Raw genomic sequence first — 23,131 nt, 5'->3', positions numbered from 1 at the left:
TGGACCGCACCCTGCCTGCTCCCCGCGGGAGGAAAGGCAGCGCGCTCGCTAGCCCTCCGAGCACAAGTCCCGCCTTCATGCTGCTCTGCCAGGGTGGGACGGGCTGTCCCTTTTCGGCCTGGGGTGCGGAGGCGCTCAGCAGGGGGCTCTGCGAATCTCGACCGGGTAAGAGCCGATGGCGGCGCGGGCGGGAGCGAACCGCGCCGTCCGTTCCCGGTGAGGAGGCGAGAGGCATGACCGTGATGGGTGTGTCGAAGTTCGAGAGGTTCTTCCGCGCCGCCGCAAGCCTCGACGTCGACAAGAGCGACCTGAAGCGGTACAGCGACTTCGTCGACGACAAGCTCTACGACCTCCTGGTCATCGGCCAGGCGACGGCCAAGGCCAATGGCAGGGACACCGTCGAACCGTGGGACCTGCCGATCACCAAGGGCCTCCAGGAGAGCATCCACCGGTTCCGGCGGCTCGACGAGGAGGTCGAGCTGAAGCCGATCCTGGAACAGCTCGCCGCGCACCCTCCCCTCGACAGGACACCCACTCAGGAGACCGAAGAGCGCTACCCCGAGATCATCGGCGGTCTCAGCGTCGCCCTCGCCGAGACGTTCAAGATCGTCTATCCCGACGTCAAGAACCCGCAGACCAGCCACTGGGAGGGCGTGACCGCGGTGTTCGACCGGCTGCTGTAGCAGCCGCGCCCCGGTGCATGTCTCTGGACTCCTGACCGGTGCCCGGCTCGCGCCGGGGTCAGGAGTGTGCGAGCCGGGCCGCGAGGTAGGGCGCGGTGGCGCTGCGGCGGGCCTTCGCCACCTTGGCCGGCGGGCCCGCCGCGACCACCCGCCCGCCCGCGTCGCCGCCGCCCGGGCCGAGGTCGATGATCCAGTCGGCGGTGGCGATCGTGGCGAGGTCGTGCTCGACGACGACGACCGTGTTGCCGGCGTCCACGAGCCGGTGGAGCTGTCGCAGCAGCAGTGCGATGTCCGCGGGGTGCAGCCCCGCCGTCGGCTCGTCGAGCAGGTAGAGCGCGTGCCCGCGCCGGGCTCGCTGCAGTTCGGTGGCCAGTTTGATGCGCTGCGCCTCACCACCGCTGAGTTCCGTCGCGGGCTGGCCCAGCCGCAGGTACCCCAGTCCCACCTCGCGCAGCGTCTCCAGGCTGCGCGAGGCGGCCGGGACGGCGGCCAGGAACTCGGCGGCGGCGTCGACGGACAGCGCCAGTACGTCGGCGATGTTCTTGCCGCGGTAGGTGACTTCCAGCGTTTCGGAGTTGTACCGGGCGCCGTGGCAGGTGGGGCACGGCGCGTAGGTGCCGGGCAGGAACAGCAGTTCCACCGCGACGAATCCCTCGCCCTGGCAGGTCTCGCACCGCCCTTCGGGCACGTTGAAGGAGAACCGCCCGGCCGAGTAGCCGCGCGCCCTCGCCTCGTCCGTCGCCGCGTACAGCTTCCGCACGGCGTCGAACATCCCCGTGTACGTGGCCAGGTTGGACCGGGGAGTCCGGCCGATGGGCCGTTGGTCGACCAGGACCAGCCGGTCGAACGACTCGACCCCCGACGCGTCCTGGACGTCGACCTCCAGCAGCGCCTCGTCGGGTTCCTCGGGTGCGAGTCCGAGGTGGCCGCGGACGACTTCGGCGAGCACCTGCGTCACCAGCGTCGACTTTCCGGAACCGGACACGCCCGTCACCGCCGTCAGTACGCACAGCGGTACGTCGACGGACACGTCCCGCAGATTGTGCCGGGAGACGCCGCGCAGGTGCAGCCAGCCGTGCGGGGTGCGTGAGTGGTGATCGAGCGGCTGGGCCCGCCCGAACAGGTACTGGCTCGTGGCCGACTCCCCGACCCGCTCCAGACCGGCGACCGGGCCGCTGTACAGCACGCGGCCGCCGCCCTCGCCCGCACCGGGGCCGATGTCGACCACCCAGTCCGCCCGCCGTACGACGTCCATGTCGTGCTCCACGACGAACAGCGAGTTGCCCGTGGCCTTGAGGCGGTCCAGCGCGTCCAGCAGCGGTTCCGCGTCAGCCGGGTGCAGGCCCGCGGAGGGTTCGTCGAGGACGTAGACGACGCCGAACAGCCCCGAGCGGAGCTGGGTGGCGATCCGCAGGCGCTGCGCCTCGCCGGGCGACAGGGTTGTCGAGCGGCGCCCGAGGCTGAGATATCCGAGGCCCAGGCCGAGCAGCACGTCGATGCGCGCGACCAGGTCGCCGCAGATCCGGACCGCGACCTCGGTCGTCTCCCCGGACCGGGCGGTCGAGGTGGTGGCGTCGGCCTCGGACCGCCCCGCGACGGGCCGCAGCAGCGCCACGACCTCGGTGAGCGGCATCGCGTTGAGCTCGGCGATGGAACGTCCGGCGAAGGTCACGGCGAGCGCCTCGGGCCGCAGTCCGCTGCCGTGGCACTCGGGGCAGGGCACACTCCTGACGAACCGGAGCGCCCGTTCGCGCATCTTCTCGCTCTTGGAGTCGGCGAGAACGTGCATGACGTGCTTGCGGGCGCTCCAGAACTTCCCCTGGTAGCCGTAGTCGATGCGGTCCTCCTCCGGCTCGATGTACACGGAGGGCTGCTCGTCCGTGTACAGCAGCCAGTCCCGGTCCTTCTTCCGGAGCCTGCGCCACGGCCGGTCGATGTCGATCCCCAGGCCGTTCACGACACTGCGCAGGTTGGCGCCCTGCCAGGCGCCCGGCCAGGCGGCGATCGCTCCCTCGCGGATGCTCAGCGAGGGGTCCGGGACCAGCAGGTCCTCGGCGACGTCGTGCACCACGCCCAGTCCGTGGCACTCGGGGCAGGCGCCGGCCGCGGTGTTGGGTGAGAACGCCTCGGCATCCAGCCGTGCGGCCCCGGGCGGATAGGTGCCGGCGCGGGAGTACAGCATGCGCAGCAGATTGGACAGGGTGGTGAGGGTGCCGACCGTCGAGCGCGAGCTGGGCGACCCACGGCGCTGCTGCAGGGCCACGGCCGGTGGCAGTCCGGTGATGTCCTGCACGTGCGGTGCGCCGACCTGCTGCAACAGCCTTCGGGCGTACGGTGCCACGGACTCGAAGTAGCGCCGCTGGGCCTCCGCGTAGAGCGTGCCGAACGCGAGCGAGGACTTGCCCGAACCGGAGACGCCGGTGAAGGCGACCATCGCGTCGCGCGGAAGGTCGACATCGATGTCCCGCAGGTTGTTCTCACCGGCGCCCCGGACGTGCACGAAGGAGTCGGTCGCGTCCTTGTCCATCCTCCCTGACTACCCCGATCGCGCCGGGAACCGCGCGGCGGGCGGGGAGCGGGGCGGCTCCGCGGAACGGGCCGGTGCGTGGGTCGTTTCGCCCCGGCGGCCGACGGGGACCCGGACGGCGGACGGTCAGCAGTGTCCGCCGTAGCAGCACCCGGTCCAGCGGCTGCGGTCGCCGGCGGGTCAACGGACCGTGTGGGAGGCTTCCTTGGCCGACGGCTGCCGCACCTGGACGACGCCGAAGCGACCCGGCAGGGCGTTCCGGCCAGGCGGTCGGCCGTGACGTGGCGGCAGGCCTTCGGCGAGGTCGTGCGATCCGGGCTCAAGATCGAGGAGACCCGGCTGGAGCCACTGCTCGCGCTGCGCGCGGCCGCCGGGCTGGCGATCGTCGTCGGAGCGGCGCTGTGGCTGGCCTCCCCCGCGTATGCGGCGTCCGCCGCCCTCGGCGCCTACTCCGCGGGTGGGGCCACCTTCCAGCGGAGCTGGCGTCCGCGCAAGGTGGTCGCGCTGGGCACGGGCGTGGCTCTGGCGCTCAGCACCTTCGTGGGCTACCTGGCGGCGGGGCGGCTCGTGACGTTCCTCCCGCTGCTGGCCCTGTGGGCCTTCGCCGCGGGGATGGCGTGGGCCGTCGGATCGACCGCCGGGATCATCGCGGCGACGACCGTGGGCAGCATGCTGGTGACCATCACCTTGCCCACGAGCGCCGGGCGGGCTCTGGAGCACGCCGGGGTCATCGCACTCGGAGGCGTGATCCAGGCCATGCTGATCCTGCTGTTCCCGATCCGGCGCTGGGGAGCGCATCGTGACGCGCTCGCCGACGCTCTTGCCGCCGTGGCGGACTACGCCCGCCGGTTGCGGCACGACCCGACCGCCCCCTTCGACCCGGCGCCGTTGATGACGGCACGGGACGCGGCCGCCGTGACCCCGTCGCAGGCCCGCACCCGTCCCCCCGCCCTGCACGGCCCCCGGGGACTCGCCGAGCGCATTCGCCCGGTGATCGCGGCGCTCGCCGACCCGGCCGTGGGCGCCCCGGCGGAGGGACCCGGGCGGGACCGCGCGCGGGAGTTGCTGGACGCGGCGGCCGACGTTCTGGATGCGGCCGCCCGTTCGATCCGGCACGGCACTCCCGCCGAGGTGCGGCCCGAGACCATGGACGCCCTGCGGGTCGACGAGGAGCACGAGGTGCTGGAGGGCCCCGCACGGCAGGCCGCTGAGCGGCTCGTGGAACTGCTCGGCGAGGCGTTGGAGATCGCCGGGAGCGGCTGCCCGCCCGGGAGGACGCCGATGCCGCGCGGCCCCGCCGGCGCCGAGTTCCTGGAGCGCCCGACGATGCTGCGGCTGGTCCCGGTCGTGGTCCGGGCGGTCCGCCGCGAGCTCCGCCCGGACTCGCCCGTGTTCCGGCACGCCGTCCGCCTGGCGGCGGTGGCCACGCTCGGCTATCTGATCGCCGCCCGGCTGCCCCTGGGCCACGGATACTGGGCGCCCCTCGCCTCGGTGCTGGTGATGCGGCCGGACTTCCACCGGACGTACGCGCGTGCGGTGGCCCGTCTCGCCGGCACCGTGGCGGGGGTCGCGCTCGCCACCGGCGTGGTGCGGGCCCTGGACCCGGACCCCTACGTGTCGGGCGCGCTGACGGTGCTCGCGGCGGGCGTGTCGTACACGCTGAACCGCACCGGCTACGCCTACACCCAGTGCTTCACCGCCGCGTACGTCGTCTTCCTGCTCGGCATGGGCGGCCAGGCGTGGGAGCAGACGGTCCCGGAGCGGGTGGTGCTCACCCTGCTGGGCGGGGCCCTGGCGATGCTGGCCTACCTGGTGTTCCCCGCCTGGGAGACACCCCGGCTGCAGGGCCGGCTCGCGGACTGGCTCGCCGCCAACGGCCGCTACGCGGCCGCGGTGCTCCGCGACTACGCCGAACCGACCCGGGAGCATCACGCCGACATGCGCCGGGCGCTGCTGGGGAGCAGGGAGGCACACGCCGCCTGGCAGGAGGCGTACGACCGGGCAAGGCGGGAACCGGTCCGCCCCAGGGGTCTGACGTCGCGCGAGGCGGAGGAGGCCCAGGACGCGCTCAAGGGGTTCGGCCGGGCAGCGATGCTCATGGAGAGCCACCTCCCGCGGGCCGACGGCCGTTCCGTCCCCGAGGCGGAGCGGTTCGCCGAGGCTCTGGAGACGGACACCGCGAAGGCGGCGGTCGCCGTGCGGGAGCGCAGGAATCCGGACTGGGGACGCGTGGAGGAGGCGCTCCACGCGTGGCAGGACGCCGCCGCCGGAAACGGAAGCCCTGTCGTGCGGCGCGAGGCGGAACTGCAGAAACGGGCCTTGGAGGACCTCGCCACAGCCGTGAGCCGTACTCCCCTGGAACGGGACGTCGGCTCCGCTCGCGAGGACCAGCGGGTAAGGGCGACCCTGGCTGCGGCAGGCGACGGATCACCGCGCGCGCACCGGGACGGGTGACGGCGCGGCGGCCGGGTCACGCGAGGGCGTGTTCGCGGTCCGACCGCCTCGTTGTCACCGCGCCGGCTTCACCACTCCGCGAAGGACCCGTCCGGGTGCCGCCACACCGGGTTGTGCCAGCGGTGGCCGCTCCGCGCGGCCTTGGCTACGGCGTCCTCCTCGATCTCGATGCCGAGGCCGGGCGCGGTCAGGCGGGCCATGTGGCCGTCGGTGGTGTCGAAGTCGAATACGGAGGTGTCGACGAGGTGGTCACCGAGGTCGGAGCCGACGGTGTAGTGGATGCCGGGGCTGGTCTCCTGGATGAGCGCGTTCGGGCTGGCGAAGTCCACCTGGAGGCAGGCCGCGAGGGCGATGGGGCCCAGCGGGCAGTGCGAGGCGAGTCCCACGCCGTGCACCTCGGCCTGGGCCGCGATCCGGCGCACCTCGGAGATGCCCCCGGCGTGCGAGAGGTCGGGCTGGGCGAGCGCGATGCCCGACCGCAGTACTGCGTGCGGGTGAGTCAGTGCTTCAGGAGGTCGGCCAGGGAGAGGAGTTGATCCGGGTCGTCGAGGGCCGAGCCGACGGCGACGACCCTGGCGCCCGCCGCCAGGTACGCGGCCGCGTTCGACGCGTCGATGCCGCCGGTGGCGACGAACGGCACCTCGGGGAAGGGCCCGCGCATGGCGCGGAACCAGTCCGGGCCCAGCACGCTCGCCGGGAACGCCTTCAGCCAGTCCAGACCCAGCGCCCGCGCGGCCTGGACATCGGTGGCCGTCGCCACGCCGGGCAGATGCGGCAGCCCGGCGTCGAGGCTGGCCCGCGCCACCCCGGCGTCCAACCCCGGAGCCACGGTGAAGGCCGCTCCGGCAGACACCGCCCACGCCAGCCGCTCCGCCGTGGTGACGGTGCCCGCGCCGACCGGCCTGCCGCGCTCGACGCCCGCCTTCACGACGGCGGCGAGGACCTCCGCGGACTTCCGGCTCTGCACCGGCACCTCGACGCACTCGATACCCAGGTCCCAGGCACGGGTGGCCAGTTCGACGGACTTGTCGAGCGGCATCCCGCGCAGGATCGCCATCACGGGCGCCTTGGCGAAGATCCGGTCGAAGGTCAGGGGGTTCACGGTCGCCATCCCAGCTCCCTGGAGATCGTCTCTGCGGTGGTGGTCAGTTCGGGCAGCACGTCCCGCTCCAGCGCGGTGAGGTCCGCCTTCGCCTTGAGGGCGGTCACGGAGACCGCCGCGATCACCTCGCCGCCGCTGTCCCGTACGGGTACGGCGACGCAGTTCACGTAGTCCTCGTACTCGCCGTCGTCCACGGCGAAGCCGCGTGCGCGGGTCTCGTCCAGCGCCTTCCGGTAGGCGGCCGGGTCGGTGATCGTGGTGCCGGTGTGCGGGGCGAAGTCGCAGCCGGCGAGCAGGGCTTCGGCGGTGGGCCGCGGCAGGTGGGCGAGGATCGCCTTGGCGACACCGGCGGTGTGCAGGGTCACGGGCCGGCCGATCTGGGAGTACAGACGCACTCCGTCCACCGGGTCGATCTTGTCGACGTAGACGATCCGCCCGTCCTCCAGCGCGGCCAGGTGCACGGTGTGGCCGCAGTGTTCGCCCAGCGTGCGCAGATGGCCGGCCGCGATCTCCTTGAGCCCGAACTGCTCCACGGCGAGTTGGGCGAGTCCGGCGAGGCGGTGCCCCACCGCGTACCGCCCGTCGGGCAGCCGCCGCGCGAGTCCGCCCTCGGTCAGCGACTCCAGGATGCGCAGCGCGGTCGACCGGTGCACGCCGAGGTGGTCGCCCACCTCGGTCTGGGTACGGGGTCCGCGGGCGATGAACTCCAGGATGTCGATGGCCCGTCTCACCGTCTGTGACATGGTGTCAGTTCCCTTCCGAGGTGTCGGCGGGCACATAGTCCTCGATACTGCGCAGGGTGCGCCCGGCGAGGCGGTGCCCGAGGGCGAGCCGCTCGGCGGAGTCGGACCCGTGCAGGAGTCCGCTCAGGTATCCGGCGGCGAAGGCGTCTCCGGCGCCGACCGCCTCGACGACCTCGACCGCGGGTGCGGGCACGAACTCCCGTGCCGAGCCGCTGAATTCGGTGGCGCCGACCTCCCCGTCCTTCACGACCAGCGTGCCGCGCGGCGCGAGGTGGGCGTGGATCTCCTCCGCCGTGGCGGTTCCCCACAGCCGCTCGCCCTCGTCCCGGCCGACGAACACGAGGTCGGCCCGGCGGGCCAGGTCGCGCAGCGCCAGACCCGCCTCATCGACCGAACTCCACAGTGCGGGCCGGTGATTGACGTCGAAGGACACCAGCACCCCCGCTCGCGCCGCACGTTCCATCAGCAGCTCCACCAGCTCCGCGCACCCCGCCGACAACGCGGGCGTGATCCCGGTCAGATGCAGCAGCCGCGCCCCGGCCAGGTCGACGCGCTCGGCATCAGCCGGACCCATCCGTGCGGCCGCCGACCCGCGCCGGTAGTAGTGCACACGGGTGCCTTCCGGCCCGGGGTCCTTGAAGTAGACGCCGGTCGGCGCTTCCGGGTCGATCCGGACCCCGCCGACATCCACTCCGCGCCCACCGACAGCCGCGACGATCCGCCGCCCGAGCGGGTCGTCCCCGACCCGGCTCACCCACGCCGACCGGTGCCCCAGGTCGGCCAGATACTGCGCCACCGTCGACTCGGCCCCCGCGGCGGCGAGCCGCAACTCCCGGCTGTGCTCCAGCCCTTCGCCGTCGGCCGGGGTGACCTGCGCCATCGTCTCACCGAGGCAGACCGTCGTTCCGGTCATCGCCGTCCCCTCCATTGACATGCGGCTGTGGCCGCGAAGAACGTTAGCAGCCCTTGCGCAACAGGCGTGCATATGCTGCAACAAGAGGCGCGCGAGTCCCGACCGATGGCGAAGGGGAGTGCGATGAGCCCGCCGACGAGCGCATCCGCCCGCCAGGAATCCGCCCCACCGCGGGCACTGGCCAGGAACGGGATACGCCAGCCCCGGCTGAGGAGATCGTCCTCGGGCAGCGTGGGGACGGCGGCGACCGCGCCGGACGCCATGACCACGCCGATGAACTCGCCCGCGCCGGGCAGCGATCCGTAGAACCCGCGCTTGTGCTCCTGGGCGGCCTCCGTCGACATGACGTACGCGCCGCCGAGTTCGGCGCCGACGCCGAAGCCCTGCATCATCCGGCACAGCACGGGCAGTACCGGGGCCCAGAGCCGTGGCGGATCTACCCGGCGATCACCGTCGCGTTCGCCCTCTTCCTCAACTCGATCTTCGCGGTCGCCGGCACCTTCTACGCCGAGTCGCTGCCACCGAGGTCCGTTACAGCGGGCTGATCTTCGTGCGCGAGATCAACGGCGTCATTTTCGCCGGGACTTCGCCCTGCATCGCCACTCTGCTGGTCGGCGCGGGCGGGGACCGGCGCAGGTATCTGGCCGCGTACATGACGGCGGCCGGGCTCGCCGGCGCGCTGAGCACCTGGCGGCTGCCGGAGACAGCGCCGGTGCGCACCAAGGGCGCTACCGTGCGCGCGTGAGCCCGGCCTCGGCGGCCTCCGGGCTGGCGAAGGTGGGCAGCACCGCGGCGGTGCCGGTGACTTCGAGCATGCGGTCCACGTACCGGTTGGTGCCTATCAGTCCGACCGGGCGCTGCCGCCGGGTGGCGAGAAGGTGGTTGACGAGCAGGGAGTCGGCGAAGTTCAGGTGCTGGAGGTCGTACACGAGCGGGCCGGGGAAGAGCCGCAGGACCTGGGCGGTGGCGCGCTCGACGCGGTCGATGAAGGCCAGGTCGAGTTCGCCGCGCAGCTCCATCACCCACACCGAGCCCCACTGCGCGGAGGCGGACACTCCTGTTCCGCCCTCGTCGTGCTGTTGCTGGGAGTACATGCGCAAGAGCATTCCGTATTGCTTGACCCATGACAACATTGCGTGTCTGTGCGCACGCGCTGCGTCGCCGGCTGGTATGGTCCGCCCCTTTCGTGCGCATTACCCGCTCTCATCAGGGCAGACGGTCCCGGTCCGGGCGCCGAGAGACCCGGATTCGAAGGAATGGATCATGGTGTCAGTGCAGAGCGTGGATGACCGCCGCCCGAGCGGGTCACACGAAAGAGGGACAGCGGCGGAGACACGCCGGACGGACCGCGCGGAAGCGGGCGGCCTGAACGGGCACATGCTGATGGCGGCCGTCGTGTCGGCGATCAGCGGGCTGCTGTACGGCTACGACACCGGCATCATCTCCGGCGCGCTGCTGCAGATCTCCGACGAGTTCCACATCGGCAGCACCATGAAGGAGACCATCGCGGCGGGCATCCTGCTCGGCGCGGTGATCGGCTCGCTGGTGTGCAGCCGGCTGTGCGAGCGCTTCGGGCGGCACCGCACCATCCTGCTGATCTGTGGGATCTTCATCGCGGGCAGCCTGACCTGCGCCTTCGCCCCCAACGCGGTCGGGCTGGCCCTGGCCCGCGTGCTGCTGGGCTTCGCGGTCGGCGGCGCCACCCAGACCGTGCCGATGTACGTGGCGGAGCTGGCCCCCATGGCGATCCGCGGGCGGCTGGTGCTCTGCTTCCAGCTCGCCATCGGCGCGGGCATCGTGATCGCCACGATCGTCGGCGCGAGCGAGGCAGTGTCCTGGCGGGTGGCGATCGGCGCGGCCGCCGTACCGGCCCTGCTGATGCTGCTGGGCCAGTTGCGGCTCCCCGAGAGCCCCCGCTGGCTGATCCTCCGCCACGGGCGGACGGACCGGGCGCGCGAGGTGCTTCAGGAGCTGCGGCCCGAGGGTTACGACGTAGCGGCCGAGCTGGACGAGATCGCCGGCCTGGCCAGGCAGCAGGAGGAAACCGACCGTGCCGAACGGGGCTGGCGCGGGCTGCGGCAGCCGTGGGTGCGCCCGGCGCTGATCGTCGGCTGCGGCATCGCGGCCTTCACCCAGCTCTCCGGCATCGAAATGATCATCTACTACGCCCCGACCATTCTCACCGACAACGGCTTCCCGCAGGCCGACGCACTCCGGATCAGCGTCGCCCTCGGCGTGGTCTATCTGGTGATGATGATCGTCGGCCTGTGGATCGTGGACAAGGTCGGCCGCCGCAGGCTCACCCTGGTCATGGTGCCCGGTGCCGCGCTCAGCCTCTTCGCCCTCGGCGCCCTCTACGTCACCGGCCACGGCACCCGCGCCTACGTCCCGGCGATCGTGGGCTGCCTGCTGGCCTTCATGTTCTTCAACGCCGGCGGCCTCCAGCTCATGGGCTGGCTCACCGGATCGGAGATCCACCCGCTGTCGGTGCGGTCGGCCGCCACCAGCGTGCAGTCGGCCACCCTGTGGAGCACCAACCTGCTGATCACCCTCACCCTGCTGACAATGATCAATGCCTTCGGCGTGGGACAGGTCTTCTGGATCTACGCCCTCTTCAACGTCGCCGCCTGGCTGTTCGTCTGGCGGCGGATGCCGGAACTCACCGGGCGCAGCCTGGAGGACATCGAACGGCATCTGAAGGAACGGAAGTTCCGGCCGCGCGACTTCGCCCGGTCGTGACCGCGGCCGGGGAGGTGCGGCACGCCCGCGCCTCCCCGGTGCACGATGCTTGACCCATGCGTGCCGCCCGTCTGATCCGCATGGCGCTTCTCGTCCAGTCCAGCCCCGGCCTGACCGCCGACGCCCTCGCCCGTGAACTGGACGTCTCCCGGCGTACGGTGATCCGCGACGCCCAGGCGCTCCAGGAGGCGGGCGTCCCCATCCGCGCCGAACGCGGCCGCGCGGGCGGCTACCACCTGGCGCCGGGCCACCGCACCCGGCTCACCACCCTGCACCCCACCGAGGCCGAGACCCTCTACCTCTCCGGCCTGCCGACCGCCCTGCGCGACCTCGGCCTGTCCGACGCGGCGGACACCGCCCGGCTGAAGCTCTCCGCCACCCTGCTCCCCTCGCTCCGCGCGGCGGCCGAGTCCTCGGTGCGCCGCTTCCACCTGGACGCCCCGGCCTGGTTCCGCGAGCCGTCGACCCCCGAGCTGCTGCCGGCGCTGGCCCGCGCGGTGTGGTCCGACCGTACCGTCGAGATCACCTACGCGCGGCCGGGCCGGGACGACACGGTGACCCGCCTGCTCCAGCCGTACGGGCTCGTGCTGAAGGCGGGCGTCTGGTACGTCGTGGGCCGGGTCCCCGACGGGCCGGGCGGTGCCTGGCGCACGTACCGGGTCGACCGGGTCACGGCCCTCTCCCCCAGTGGGGACGGACCCTTCGTACGCGACCCCGGCTTCGACCTGACCGGGTACTGGCGGGCCAATGCGGAGGCGTTCGCCCGCACCCTGCTGCGGACGACGGCCACCCTGCGTCTGACCGAGGGCGGGCTCGCCCGGCTGCCCGCCGTCGCGGACCCGGCCGGCCTCGGCGAGGCGCTGGCGTCCGCGAGCGGGCCGGACGCCGACGGCCGGGTGACGGTCGAGCTGCCGGTGGAGTCGGAGGAGGTCGCGTTCGCGCAGCTCAGCGAGTTGGGCGCGGACATGGAGGTGCTGGCCCCGAAGGGCCTGCGCGAACGCTTCCGCGCGCACGCGAGGGATCTCGCCGCGCTGTACGGCGTGGCCGGTCAGCGGTAGTCGTCGGGAGTGCCCTCCTTGCCGCCGGACTTGACCTCCTCGAAGTAGGCCCAGGCGTCCGGCCGGCTGCCGTCGATGTCCGTGACGTCGTAGGTCCGGGCGAGTTCCGCGCTGGAGGTGGACCTGCCGTTCCAGCGGGCGGCGCGGCCGGGGTCGGCGGCGAGGGCGGCGATGCCGCGGGCGAGGTAGGCGGGGGACTCGGCGGTGGCGAAGTCGGGTTCCCGGGCGATGGCGTCGCGCCAGTTCTCCTCGGTCACGCCGAAGTGGCCGAGCATCTGCTCCGAGCGCAGGAAGCCCGGCGTGACGGCGACGGCCGTGCCGCCGTACTCGGCGAGTTCCTCGCCCAGGCCGAAGGCGATGCGGATGGGGGCGTTCTTGGCGAGGTCGTAGTAGAGGTTCTCCCGGTACCGGCGGTTGTAGACGGCCGTGCCGTCGGTGACCTCCACGTGCAGCGGACCTTCGGAGCGGATCAGGAGCGGAAGCGCGAGCGCGGCGGTGATCACGTGCGAGCGCACCCCGAGTTCCAGGATGCGCAGGCCGTCGTCGAGCGGGGTCTCCCAGCTCTTCTTGCCGAAGACGGAGCCCACCAGCAGGTGTTCGCCGCCCCAGAGGTCGTTGACGAGGATGTCGAGCCGCCCCTGCTCGCGGTCGATCCGCGCGACGAGCGCCCGCACCTGCTCGGGGTCCAAGTGGTCGGTGGGTACGGCGATTCCGGTACCGCCGGCCGCCGTGACCAGATCCGCCGTCTCCTCGATGGTCTCGGTCTGCCGCCCGACTTCGCTGGTCCGCTCGCGGGTGGTGCGTCCGGTGACATAGACGGTGGCTCCGGCCCGGCCCAGCTCGACGGCCATCGCCCGCCCGGCGCCCCGGGTGGCCCCGGCGACGAGAGCGACGCGGTCGGCGAGGGGCGTGGTGAGGTCTTGTGTGGTCATGCTTCCACCGTGCACGCCAAAGGTGACAGTTCTCGTCACCTTTGTTCTCACGTGGCGTCGGATTCCTCGCTGACCACCGAGTACGCCGTGTCCCGGTGCGCCTCGTGCTCCGCCAGGCGGGCCGTCAGGGAGGCGCGGATGTCGTCGTACGTGTCCGGGCCGAGGGGCAGGCGGTCAGGCCGGGTGGATGGACCGCACCTCGTAGGCGACCGCCGGGCTCGGTACGGGGCCCCGGCAGGTGAGCCGGTAGGGGGCCGTGCGGTGGGCGTGCACCTCGATGTCGAACGCGGTCGGGTGCGGCGCGTGCAGTTCGACGCGGACGCGCCAGACGTCGCCGTCGCGGGCCGTGCCGGTGACCGTGTAGTCGTGCCGGCCGGCCGGGCCGAAGCGGGCGAGCAGCGCGGCGACGGCGACCTGCTGGGGCGGGGCGAGGTCGGTGTACCCGCGCAGGAAGTCGGGGTGGACGCGCCCGGCGAGGTGCTCCTCGACCACCCCGACGGCCGAGACGGGGTCGAGGAGGCCGTAGTACGTCCCGTCGGGCACGACGACGACGTTGGCGGCGAACCGGTCCCCGCCCACGTGGGTGCACTCCCAGACGAGGTTGGGCCACCGCTCGCTGAGCGCCCGCGCCACCGGCCGGCCGCGTACCGCGCAGCAGATGTCGTGCTGCCCGTGCGCGCAGACCAGGACGACCGGCGGCTGGTCGAGACGGCCCGGCGACCGGAGGGCCTCGGCGATCTCCACGAGGTCCTGGTCGCTGCTCCAGGTGCCCCAGCGCTGGCGGTAGGCGCCCGACCGCTCGTAGTGCAGTACGGCCCAGCGGCCGGGCCCCTCGGGTCTGGGACGGGCGAGCCGCCGGACGAGGAAGATGCGGGCGCGCACTGCGTGGGCGGCGGCCCAGACGTGGGCCTTGACCACCGGGTCCAGGTCGATGCCGTCGTAGCCGTTGGCCGGCCACGCGCCCCGGTACTCGATCAGCACCCAGACCGCGCCGCGCGGCGCGGTGCCCGCGGGAAAGTCGCCGCGTATCCGGGCGGCGTCGGCGCAGAAGAACCGGTCTGTGGTGGTCACCGGGCCGCTACTGTCCGCCCGGCACCAGCACGCCCGCGCGGAGCAGCCGTCCGGCGAGGGGGAGCCCGAGGTCAGCGGCCGTACGGACCTCGCCGTCGAGCAGGCGGGTCACGGCGGGCAGGTCGGTCGCGGGGAGGTCGAGCCAGCCGACGCGGGTCATCAGGCGGTCCCCCTCCAGCCGGGCTTCCAGGGCTTGGCGCAGGCGTACGGGCGACTGGGGGGCGAGGGCCTCGACGGCGGCGAGCTGGGCCAGCGGGCCGAGCGGTGCCGGACGGCCCTGGCCACGCCGGGTGCGGTGGAACTGGGGGGCGGGGTCGGCGTCGGACAGCGCGGCGGTGAGGCGTTCACGGACGCCGTCGAGCACGTCGGCCGTGGCATCGGCGCCGAGCGGCAGCGTGGCGCGGGTCCAGGGGTCCTCGCGCAGTGCGGCGAGGGCTGCCTCGGCGAGCTGTTCGGCCAGCGCGTACCGGGTCCAGACGTGGACGCCGAGCGTCAGGTGGACGGAGACCTCGCCCTTGGCGCGGGCGGCGTGCAGCCAGCCGCGCGGCAGATAGAGGACGTCGCCGGGCTCCAGCACGGTGTCGATGTACGCGGGCCCCTCCGCCGCCTCGGCGACGGCGGCCCGGTGGCCGGTCCAGGGCTGGTCCCTGAGCGGATCGCGGTGCACGGGCTCGTGGACGAGCCAGCGCTTGCTGCCCTGGATCTGGATGACGAACACGTCGTGGACGTCGTAGTGGTCGTCGAAGCCCTGGCTCTGCGGCGGGGTGATGTAGGCGTTGGCCTGCACGGGGTGCCCCAGTTCGGCGCTCAGAGCGGCGCACAGTTCCCCGGCCGGCGCCCAGGTGCGCTGGAGAGCCTGGAGCACCAGGGTGGCGCCGTCGGCGAACAGCCGCCACAGCGCGGTGTCGTCGAGCTGGTCGGCGATGGTGGCGCCGACTCCACCGGGCGAGGTGAAGGACGACTCGGGGAGCACGGTGCCGTTCTTGGCGACGCGGAGGAAGGGCGTGCGCAGGCCCCGGCGCGCGAGGAGTTCGTCCGCCGCGCCGGCGTCGAACACGTCGGAGAAGTCGCTCGCGTGCCGGGTGAGCAGCGCGGTGCGCGACCAGACGTCCCGTGCGAAGACGTCAGGGCCGAGACCGGTCAGACGGCGCTCCAGAATCCCGGCACCCCCACGGGTGCCGGGATCAGGGAAGTCGCCGGCCGGGCCGGTCAAGCGCTGCCGTCCGCACCGCCGTCGTGGACGCCGGGCTCACCGGCGGCACCGCCGTCGGCCGGGCCCTCGGCACCGCCGTCGGCCCCACCGTCGTGGACGCCGGGAACGCCGGCGGCGCCACCGTCCGCGGGGCCCTCGGCACCCTCGTCCGCGCCACCGTCGGCTCCGCCGTCGTGGACGCCGGGGACACCGGCGGCGCCACCGTCCGCGGGGCCCTCGGCGCTGCCGTCCGCACCGCCGTCGTGCACGCCGGGAACGCCCGCCGCGCCGCCGTCCGCGGGACCTTCGGCGCTGCCGTCCGCACCGCCGTCGTGCACGCCGGGCTCGCCGGCCGCCCCGCCGTCCGCGGGGCCCTCGTGCTGGTGATCAGAAGTAGCCACAGTTCCTCCTCGCCGTCGCCGTGGTGGACCCTCCGACGACGCGCTGCGGGCCGGCGGGCCCCTGCGACTACCGTCACCCAGAAAGCGGCCGTCTGCATCCGGTGGGCCGTTTCGGCGGCCGGCGGCTCAGCCAGCGACCGCGTCCGGGTCGCGCGGCCTGCCGCCCTCGGCCAGCGCGTCGGTGGCCCGGCCCCGGTACTCGCGGTAGCGCCGCAGGTACGACCGCGCCATGGGCCCCGGCGGGACGCCCCGCGCGAAGGCCCGCATGTTCCGTGCGCCCGCGTTGTAGCCGAGGGCGAGCAGTTCGTCGCGGGTGTAGCGGCGCACGTGGGTGCGCGGAAGGGCCCGGTCGAGGTCCTTCAGGTGCAGGGCCGCGACGCGGACGGCGAACGCGGGATCGTCCCGCAGGTCCTCCCACCGCCCCGACAGGCCGTACGCGCGCCGGACCGATTCGAAGGCCGCACGGTGCATGTTGGCCACGCCGAAGGACGCGCCGGGCTTCCACCACTGCCAGAGACGTTCGAGGAGCGGGTGGTGCGGTTTGTACGCCTCGTTGTGCAGGACGGTCATCAGCAGCACCGGCGACACCCCGGCCGTCTCGGCACTGCGGGCGACGGTCCCGGCGTAGTCGGCCGGGTCGTAGCCGCCGGGGAGCAGGGGCGGGGTGGGGGCACGACCGGGATCGTGCGCAGCCCGGGTCGGTCTTCTGTCCATGAGCACGGCCTTTCCCCTGACAGCAGCCGGACGGCGGAACGCCCGCCGTCCTTCTGGCCACCGGGTGCCCGTGCGCCCCGCCCTCAATCCCCTACCCGGCGCTGGTCCGCCCGACCCCGGCGTACACCCAGTACTCGGTCGGGTTGTCCGGGAGCGCCTCGGCCGGGTCGGGACGCCACAGCGGGACGTGGACCAGGCCGGGCTCAGCGAGCTCGAAGCCGTCGAAGAGGCCGAGGATCTCCTCGTACGAGCGGGCGGTCACCGGGGAGGTGGCGCGGGAGCGGTAGAGCTGCCCCACGGCGGCGGCGGTGTCGGGGCGGTCCTGGTTGGTCGCGTGGGACAGCGCCAGCCAGCTCCCCTCGGGCAGCGCGTCCCGGAAGGTGCCCACGAGGGTGTGCGGGTCCTCCTCCGGGGTGATGAAGTGCAGGATCGTGATCATCAGTACGGCGACGGGCTGCTCGAAGTCGATCAGCTTGCGGAGCTGCGGTGCCTCGAGGATGCCGGCGGGCCTGCGGATGTCGCCGTCGACGATGTCCGCGCACGGGTTGTCCGCGAGCAGGGACGCGCTGTGCGCCACGGCGACGGGATCGTTGTCCACGTACACCACGCGGGCGTCCGGGTCGGCCGCCTGGGCCACCTCGTGGACGTTGCCCTGGGTGGGGATGCCGGAGCCGAGGTCGATGAACTGCCGTACCCCGGAGTCGATCAGGAAGCGCACGGCCCGGCCGAGGAAGTCCCGGTTGGCCCGTGCGAGGGTACGCACCCGGGGGTCGATGGCGGTGAAGGCGGCCACCGCCTCCCGGTCGATGGCGAAGTTGTGCTGTCCGCCCAGCATCGCGTCGTACATCCGGGCGACGCTCGCCTTGTCGGGCTCTGCCCCGGAACCCGCAACCGCACTGTCGGACATCGCAACTTCCTTTCCTAGGATGCGACTTGACGATGCATCATATAGTTGCCCGGAACGACGAGCGACGCCCCGCCCCGCCTCCCCGGGCCCGGCGCGCGGTCGGTCGCCCTCACCCCCGGAAAGGCACGACTCTGCGGAACGACCCGCGCAGCCGCATCGGCGAACCGCCCGACGTCCGGACCTCGCCGCGCCGGCCGCTCCTCTCCCCCGCCGCCGACGCGATCGGCTCGGCGCTCGATCTGCCGCTGACCGGCAGCCAGTTCACCCACGCGCTGGCCCCCGCCTTCGCCGACGCGGCCTCGGTGTACCTGCTGGAGCGGTGGCGTCGGGGGGAGCAGGCGGGCATGGCGCCGGACCCGCCGCGGATCGAGGCACACCGGCTGGCGCTGCGGGTGGGGGCGGACGCGCGGGAGGACTGGGAGAAGCTGCTGCCGGTCGGCGAGGTGATCGTCTTCCCCCGCGAGACGCCGTACGCCCGCGCGCTGTCCTCCGGGCAGGCGCAGTTGCTGGACTCGGTGGACCCGCACACCTCCGCGCGGTTGCGCGCGTCTGGCAACGGGGACGCGCGGATGGAGGAGTTGTTACGGACCGCGTCCTTCCTGATCGTGCCGCTGCGGCTGCGGGAGGTCATGATCGGTTTCGTCGCCTGCACGCGCGGCCCGGACCGGGAGCCGTTCGGGTCCACCGAGGTGACGGCCGTGGAGGCCCTGGCGGCGCGGGCCTCGGTCGCCCTGGACAACGCCCGCCGCTACGAGCACGAGCGGCGCACCACGCTGGCCATCCGGGGCAGCCTGCCCTCGGGCACGCTCCAGCGGTTCGAGGGATGCCGGGTGAGCCACGGCTCGCTGCCCGCCGGCGAGGACACGGTGATAGGCGGCGACTGGTACGACGTGCTGCGGCGGCCGGACGGGCGGGTCAGCCTGATCGTGGGCGACGCGATGGGCCACGGCCCGGAGTCCGCCGTCGCCATGCTGCAACTCCGAACGGCCGTGAGGGCGTTCGCCGGGTTCGACATACCGGCGGTGGATCTCGTGCGGCGGCTGGACGCCCTGGCCTGCGACACGCCCGGCGCTTCCTTCGCCACCTGTGTCTACGCCGAGTGGTCGCCGAGGGAGCGCACCTGCACCCTGGTGAGCGCCGGCCATCCGCCCCCGCTGCTGCGCGGCCCGGAGGGGAAGACGGTCCCGGTCCCCCTGACCGAGCCCGGCCTGCCCCTGGGGCTCGGCACCGGCCACTACGAGGCGACCGTGTTCAGCGTTCCGGAGCCCGCGCTGCTGGTGCTGTACAGCGACGGTCTGGTGGAGTCCCGTGACGCCGACATCGACCATCAGATAACCCGCCTGGCCGACTCCCTGGACGCCGCCGCTCCCGGACTGGGCGCCGATCTGCCCGCCCTGTGCGAGCACCTGCTGCACGCACCCTCCGGCACGAACGGCACGGACGACCGGACCCTGCTCCTGGCCGAACTCACGCCCACGGAAGGCTGATCAGGCACTCAGGGTCGCCCAGACCGCGTTGCCGCTGGTGAGCCGGGAGCGGTCGACCCCCCAGGAGTCGGCGAGATGCTCGACGAGCACCAGCCCCCGGCCGCCCTCGTCGTCCGGGCCCGGTTCGCGCCGGGTGAGGCCCTGGCCGGAGTAGTCGTGGTCGTGCACCTCGACGCGCAGGCGGCCGGGGGCGACGATGCCGATCCCGCAGAGGATGCGCACGCTGGAGGTGTGCAGGACGGCGTTGGTGGCCAGCTCGGAGACGAGCAGCACGGCATCCGCGCAGAGCTCTCCCGGCAGCGGCCAGCCGCTCAGCCGGTGCCGCATGGAGCGGCGGGCGATCCGGACGCTGGAATGGTGCGAGAGCAGAGTGATCCAGTGCGTCTGGTCCGGGTCCGCGATGTCCAGCAGGTCCGGTGACGAGGTCGTGGTGGGGGTCACGATGATTGCCTTCCTTGAGGCGTTCACTCAAGTAACTATGCTCGCAAGCGAGTTCAGGCTGCAACCGACTCCCTGATAATTACAGAGAGCCGCTATCCGTCTGGTTGATTCACCAACTCCCTGTCACACTCTTATGAGTGACAGCCCATCAGGAGGTAGGGCGTGAGTGAAGGCCGTTCGAGCGCGGGCAGCGGCGCGAGTGCGCCCACCGTGCTGCGCATGGTCCTGGGCCGCAGGCTGCAGGAGCGGCGCCTGGAGGCGGGTGTCTCGCTGGAGGAGGCGGCGCGGGCGCTCAGGGTCACGGCGCTGACCATCCGCCGGCTGGAGAAGGCCGAGGTGGCGCTCAAGCCGCTCTATGTGGAGAAGCTGCTGGAGACGTACGGCGCCGGCCGGCAGGAGCGGGACGAGTTCGTCGCCTTCGCCGAGCGGGCCAACGAGCCGGGCTGGTGGCACGCCTACCGTGACGTGGTGCCGGGGTGGTTCAGCGCGTACGTGAGCCTGGAGACGGGCGCGAAGACCCTGCGCACCTACGAGCCGCACTATGTGACGGGCCTGCTCCAGACCCACGCGTACGCGCGCGCCGTACTCTCCGGCGGCTTCCCGAACGAGGGCGACGAGGACCTGGCGCGCCGGGTGGACCTGCGGCTGCGCCGCAGCGCCCTGCTGGAGCGGGAAGACTCGCCGACGCTGTGGGTCGTGATGGAGGAGGCCGTGCTGCACCGGGTGGTGGGCGGGCCGGAGGTGATGCGGGAGCAGATCGACCGGCTGCTGGAGTTCTCCGAGCTGCCGCACGTCAGCGTCGATGTGGTGCCGTTCACCGCCGGTGCCCATGTGGGGGCGTGCGCGCCGTTCACGTACTTCCGGTTCGAGGAGCCGGAACTGCCGGACATCGTCTACAGCGAGATCCTCTCCGGCGCGATGTACCTGGACCAGCGCTCCGACGTCGTCGCCCATCTGGAGGCGCACAACCGCATGTCCCTGCTGTCCTCCGACGCGCAGAGCAGGGCACTCCTGAACCGCATGCGCAAGGAGTACTCATGACCACCATCGACGGCCGCGGCCACGCCTACAACGGGATGCCCGCCTCCGACCTCGGCGAGCAGGGGTGGGAGTCCCCCTGGAGCGGCCCCAACGGCGGCCAGTGCGTGCAGACCAAGCGGCTCGCCGACGGCCGGGTGGCGCTGCGCCAGTCGACCGACCCCGCCGGACCCGCGCTGATCTACACCCCGGAGGAGATCACCGCGTTCGTCGCGGGGGTCAAGCGGGGCCTCGCCGACCATCTGACCAACGGCTGACTTCTCCCCCCACGCACACACCGAAAAGGGACAGGATGACCAACTCACACGCGGCGCGGGACATCGACACCAGCAGGCCCCACTCCGCCCGGATGTACGACTACTACCTGGGCGGCAAGGACCACTTCGAGATAGACAAGCACGCCGCCGAGGCGGTGGCGTCCGTCTATCCCGGCATCTTCGTGTGCGCCCGCGAGAACCGCGCCTTCATGCACCGCGCCACCCGCGTCCTCGCCCGGGAGCACGGCATCCGGCAGTGGCTGGACATCGGCACCGGCATCCCCACCGAGCCCAACCTGCACCAGGTCGCCCAGTCCGTGGTGGCCGACGCGCGGGTGGTGTACGCCGACAACGACCCGCTGGTCCTCAAGTACGCCGAGCGCCTGATGCGCAGCACCGCCGAGGGGCGCACCGCGTACATCGAGGCGGACGTCAACGACCCACGGTCGCTGCTGGACGCCCCCGAGCTGACCGACGTGCTGGACATGAAGCGGCCGGTCGCGCTGTCCCTGAACGCCCTGATGCACTTCGTGCCGGACGACCGGGACCCGTACGGCATCGTCAGCCGGCTGCTGGACGTGCTCCCCTCGGGCAGCGCGCTGGCCCTGAGCCACTGCACGCCCGACTTCGACGCGCCGACCTGGCAGAAGGTCGCCGACATCTACAACGGTGCCGGGACCCCGGTGCAGTTCCGCTCCCGCGCGGACGTGGCGCGCTTCTTCGACGGGCTGGAGCTGCTGGAGCCCGGTGTCCAGGTCGGCCACCGCTGGCGCCCGGACGCCGAGCCGACCGCCACGGACGCGGAGGTCAGCCTGTGGACCGCGGTGGGCATCAAGCCGTAGGCCCCGCGGTCCCGGACGACGGAACGCCCCCGTGCCGCGATGGCCGGGGGCGTTCCGTCGTGCGGGGTCCGGTGCGGGTCAGAACCTGGGCGCCGGAGCCTGGGCCTGGACGATCTCCGCGGCCTCCTGCTCCGTCTCCACGGACGGGGGCGAGCCCGCGAGCGGCTTGTTGGCCGTCTCCTTCATGCACAGCACCGCGATCACACCGACGACCGCGGCCGCGGTGGCGTAGTAGGCGGGCATGAGGTTGGTGTGGAAGACGCTGATCAGGTAGGTGATCACCAGCGGGGTCGTGCCGCCGAAGACGGAGGTGGCGAGGTTGTAGGCCACCGACAGGGAGCCGTAGCGCACCTGGGTCGGGAAGATCGCCGGGAGCGCCGCCGACATCGTGCCGAGCATCGCTACCAGGGAGAGGCCCATCATGAGCAGGCCCAGCGCGATGAGGACGACGCTGCCCTGCCGGATGAGCAGGAACGCCGGCACGGACAGGAAGACGAATCCGAGCATCCCGGCCATCAGCAGCGGCTTGCGCCCGAAGCGGTCCGAGAGCCGGCCGACCTGGCTGATGACGCACATCTGGAGCACCATCACCAGCAGCAGGATCAGCAGCCCGTGGTTGGTGGGGTAGCCCAGCTCGTCCGACAGATAGGTCGGCATGTAGGACAGCAGCATGTAGTCGGTGATGTTGTACGCCGCGACGAGCGCGAGGCACAGCACCAGCGGCCGCCAGTACCGGGTGAAGATCTTGCCGAGGTCGGCGGTGGCCGAGGTCTCCACGGCGTCGGCGGCCTCGGTAGCCCGGACGTTGCCGCCCTCCAGCTTCTGGAAGGCGGGGGTCTCGTCGAGCTTGAGCCGCAGGTAGAGGCCGATGAAGCCGAGCGGCGCCGCGACCAGGAACGGGATGCGCCAGCCCCAGTGCAGCATCTGGTCCTCGCTGAACACGGTGCTCAGGACGACGACCAGGCCGGAGGCGCCGACGTAGCCGGCCAGTGTGCCGAACTCCAGGAAGCTGCCGAAGAATCCGCGCCGCTTGTCCGGGGCGTACTCCGCGATGAAGGTGGAGGCGCCGCCGTACTCGCCGCCGGTCGAGAAGCCCTGGATGAGCCGGAAGAGGATCAGCAGGGCCGGGGCCCACAGGCCGATGGCGGCGTGCGAGGGGATCAGACCGATGGCGAAGGTGCCCACCGCCATCATGATCATGGTCATGGACAGGACGCGCTTACGGCCGATCTTGTCGCCGAGCGGGCCGAAGACCATGCCGCCGAGCGGGCGCACCAGGAAGGCGACGGCGAAGGTGGCGAAGGAGCTGAGCAACTGCACCGTGTCGTTCCCCGAGGGGAAGAACACCTTGCCGAGGGTGGCGGCGAGGTAGCTGTAGATGCCGAAGTCGTACCACTCCATGGCGTTGCCGAGCGCGGCCGCCTTGGTGGCGCGCTTCACGGCGGCCTGGTCCGTCACGGTGATGTCGCTGCGTCGCAGCTTGGGATTGCGCCGCCGCTCGATCGCGCGGAACAGCAGACGGTGGCGTCTGACCGCCCCGGGGTCCACCGGATCTTCGTTGTCGAGGGCCGCCATGGGTGTTCCTTTCGCCGTACACGTTTTCAAGCAGAACACCTGCGCAGTCCGCGCG

General features: G+C 72.6%; 23 protein-coding genes and 1 pseudogene. 9 read left to right on the top strand and 15 right to left on the bottom strand.

The features are described 5' to 3' along the window. Positions 1-233 precede the first annotated feature (233 nt). The gene (locus E5082_RS21900; RefSeq protein WP_135792950.1) at positions 234-683 is read left to right on the top strand and encodes a DUF1931 family protein; all 450 of its coding nucleotides are present in this window, start codon (positions 234-236) and stop codon (positions 681-683) included. Positions 684-741: 58 nt separating this feature from the next. On the opposite strand, the gene uvrA is transcribed toward E5082_RS21900, so the two are convergent. Continuing rightward, positions 742-3,210 carry an excinuclease ABC subunit UvrA gene (gene uvrA, locus E5082_RS21895; RefSeq protein WP_135792949.1) on the bottom strand — a complete coding sequence of 823 codons (2,469 nt, stop codon included), beginning with the start codon at positions 3,208-3,210 and terminating at the stop codon, positions 742-744. 276 nt (positions 3,211-3,486) lie between these two features. Between uvrA and E5082_RS21890 the strand changes: the two genes are divergently transcribed. Continuing rightward, positions 3,487-5,664: an FUSC family protein gene (locus E5082_RS21890; RefSeq protein ID WP_135792948.1), complete on the top strand. Its 2,178-nt coding sequence runs from the start codon at positions 3,487-3,489 to the stop codon at positions 5,662-5,664. Between the two features lie 68 nt (positions 5,665-5,732). Here the strand turns inward: E5082_RS21890 and E5082_RS21885 are convergent. From E5082_RS21885 to E5082_RS21865, 5 genes and pseudogenes are all read right to left on the bottom strand, one after another. Beyond that, positions 5,733-6,149 (bottom strand): annotated as a pseudogene (locus tag E5082_RS21885) (enolase C-terminal domain-like protein); the annotation flags it as partial. 14 nt (positions 6,150-6,163) lie between these two features. Further along, positions 6,164-6,775: a bifunctional 4-hydroxy-2-oxoglutarate aldolase/2-dehydro-3-deoxy-phosphogluconate aldolase gene (locus tag E5082_RS21880; RefSeq protein WP_135792947.1), complete on the bottom strand. Its 612-nt coding sequence runs from the start codon at positions 6,773-6,775 to the stop codon at positions 6,164-6,166. Next, complete coding sequence (locus E5082_RS21875) at positions 6,763-7,509, bottom strand: IclR family transcriptional regulator (protein ID WP_135792946.1); 747 nt, start codon at positions 7,507-7,509, stop codon at positions 6,763-6,765. The genes E5082_RS21880 and E5082_RS21875 overlap by 13 nt, the downstream gene beginning before the upstream one ends. A gap of 4 nt (positions 7,510-7,513) precedes the next feature. After that, positions 7,514-8,422: a sugar kinase gene (locus E5082_RS21870; RefSeq protein WP_135792945.1), complete on the bottom strand. Its 909-nt coding sequence runs from the start codon at positions 8,420-8,422 to the stop codon at positions 7,514-7,516. Then, the gene (locus tag E5082_RS21865) at positions 8,419-8,814 is read right to left on the bottom strand and encodes an MHS family MFS transporter (RefSeq protein WP_135792944.1); all 396 of its coding nucleotides are present in this window, start codon (positions 8,812-8,814) and stop codon (positions 8,419-8,421) included. Before E5082_RS21865 ends, E5082_RS21870 begins: the two co-directional genes overlap by 4 nt. Positions 8,815-8,972: 158 nt before the next feature. Here E5082_RS21865 and E5082_RS21860 point away from each other — a divergent pair, with 158 nt between their 5' ends. Beyond that, complete coding sequence (locus tag E5082_RS21860) at positions 8,973-9,167, top strand: hypothetical protein (RefSeq protein WP_135792943.1); 195 nt, start codon at positions 8,973-8,975, stop codon at positions 9,165-9,167. Here E5082_RS21860 and E5082_RS21855 read toward each other — a convergent pair. Beyond that, positions 9,151-9,516, bottom strand: coding sequence for an STAS domain-containing protein (locus E5082_RS21855; RefSeq protein ID WP_135792942.1), 366 nt, complete (start codon positions 9,514-9,516; stop codon positions 9,151-9,153). The two genes, E5082_RS21860 and E5082_RS21855, sit on opposite strands and share 17 nt — an antisense overlap. Before the next feature lie 271 nt (positions 9,517-9,787). On the opposite strand from E5082_RS21855, the gene E5082_RS21850 reads away from it, so the two are divergent. Then, positions 9,788-11,161, top strand: a complete 1,374-nt coding sequence (locus E5082_RS21850; RefSeq protein WP_268255648.1) for a sugar porter family MFS transporter — start codon at positions 9,788-9,790, stop codon at positions 11,159-11,161. Positions 11,162-11,217: 56 nt separating this feature from the next. Further along, the gene (locus E5082_RS21845; protein ID WP_135792940.1) at positions 11,218-12,219 is read left to right on the top strand and encodes a helix-turn-helix transcriptional regulator; all 1,002 of its coding nucleotides are present in this window, start codon (positions 11,218-11,220) and stop codon (positions 12,217-12,219) included. On the opposite strand, the gene E5082_RS21840 is transcribed toward E5082_RS21845, so the two are convergent. The 6 genes from E5082_RS21840 to E5082_RS21815 all read right to left on the bottom strand — a co-directional run bounded on the left by E5082_RS21840 (position 12,210) and on the right by E5082_RS21815 (position 17,436). After that, positions 12,210-13,151 (bottom strand): SDR family oxidoreductase, encoded by a 942-nt coding sequence (locus tag E5082_RS21840; protein WP_135792939.1) that lies wholly within the window; start codon positions 13,149-13,151, stop codon positions 12,210-12,212. The genes E5082_RS21845 and E5082_RS21840 overlap by 10 nt on opposite strands. Positions 13,152-13,325: 174 nt before the next feature. Beyond that, positions 13,326-14,222, bottom strand: a complete 897-nt coding sequence (locus E5082_RS21835) for a sucrase ferredoxin (RefSeq protein WP_135792938.1) — start codon at positions 14,220-14,222, stop codon at positions 13,326-13,328. A 7-nt stretch (positions 14,223-14,229) separates the two neighbouring features. Then, positions 14,230-15,435 carry a cupin domain-containing protein gene (locus E5082_RS21830; protein WP_135792937.1) on the bottom strand — a complete coding sequence of 402 codons (1,206 nt, stop codon included), beginning with the start codon at positions 15,433-15,435 and terminating at the stop codon, positions 14,230-14,232. Continuing rightward, entirely contained in the window at positions 15,432-15,752 is a 321-nt protein-coding gene (locus tag E5082_RS21825; protein WP_308437584.1) for a hypothetical protein, read from the bottom strand. Before E5082_RS21825 ends, E5082_RS21830 begins: the two co-directional genes overlap by 4 nt. 189 nt (positions 15,753-15,941) lie before the next feature. Next, positions 15,942-16,529, bottom strand: coding sequence for a lytic transglycosylase domain-containing protein (locus E5082_RS21820; protein WP_135792935.1), 588 nt, complete (start codon positions 16,527-16,529; stop codon positions 15,942-15,944). Positions 16,530-16,620: 91 nt separating this feature from the next. Then, a complete protein-coding gene (locus tag E5082_RS21815) occupies positions 16,621-17,436 on the bottom strand; it encodes an SAM-dependent methyltransferase (RefSeq protein WP_135792934.1) in 816 nt (271 codons plus the stop codon). 32 nt (positions 17,437-17,468) lie between these two features. Between E5082_RS21815 and E5082_RS21810 the strand changes: the two genes are divergently transcribed. After that, on the top strand, positions 17,469-18,923 hold the full coding sequence (locus E5082_RS21810; protein ID WP_135792933.1) for a PP2C family protein-serine/threonine phosphatase: 1,455 nt from the start codon (positions 17,469-17,471) through the stop codon (positions 18,921-18,923). Here the strand turns inward: E5082_RS21810 and E5082_RS21805 are convergent, their stop codons facing one another. Continuing rightward, entirely contained in the window at positions 18,924-19,364 is a 441-nt protein-coding gene (locus tag E5082_RS21805) for an ATP-binding protein (RefSeq protein ID WP_135792932.1), read from the bottom strand. 162 nt (positions 19,365-19,526) lie between these two features. On the opposite strand from E5082_RS21805, the gene E5082_RS21800 reads away from it, so the two are divergent. From E5082_RS21800 to E5082_RS21790, 3 genes are read left to right on the top strand one after another with little or no spacing between them, the layout of a single operon-like run. Beyond that, positions 19,527-20,405, top strand: a complete 879-nt coding sequence (locus E5082_RS21800) for a helix-turn-helix domain-containing protein (RefSeq protein ID WP_135792931.1) — start codon at positions 19,527-19,529, stop codon at positions 20,403-20,405. Next, on the top strand, positions 20,402-20,659 hold the full coding sequence (locus E5082_RS21795; protein ID WP_030816380.1) for a DUF397 domain-containing protein: 258 nt from the start codon (positions 20,402-20,404) through the stop codon (positions 20,657-20,659). Before E5082_RS21800 ends, E5082_RS21795 begins: the two co-directional genes overlap by 4 nt. Positions 20,660-20,694: 35 nt before the next feature. Beyond that, positions 20,695-21,501: an SAM-dependent methyltransferase gene (locus tag E5082_RS21790; RefSeq protein ID WP_135792930.1), complete on the top strand. Its 807-nt coding sequence runs from the start codon at positions 20,695-20,697 to the stop codon at positions 21,499-21,501. Positions 21,502-21,579: 78 nt separating this feature from the next. Here E5082_RS21790 and proP read toward each other — a convergent pair whose 3' ends face one another. Next, on the bottom strand, positions 21,580-23,076 hold the full coding sequence (gene proP / locus E5082_RS21785) for a glycine betaine/L-proline transporter ProP (protein ID WP_135792929.1): 1,497 nt from the start codon (positions 23,074-23,076) through the stop codon (positions 21,580-21,582). Positions 23,077-23,131: the final 55 nt, after the last annotated feature.

Origin of the sequence: Streptomyces griseoluteus, from assembly GCF_004784465.1 — a bacterium.
GTDB classification, from domain to species: domain Bacteria; phylum Actinomycetota; class Actinomycetes; order Streptomycetales; family Streptomycetaceae; genus Streptomyces; species Streptomyces griseoluteus.
Note: the sequence above shows the minus strand (reverse complement) of the source record. Positions and strands in the feature narration are given on the sequence as shown.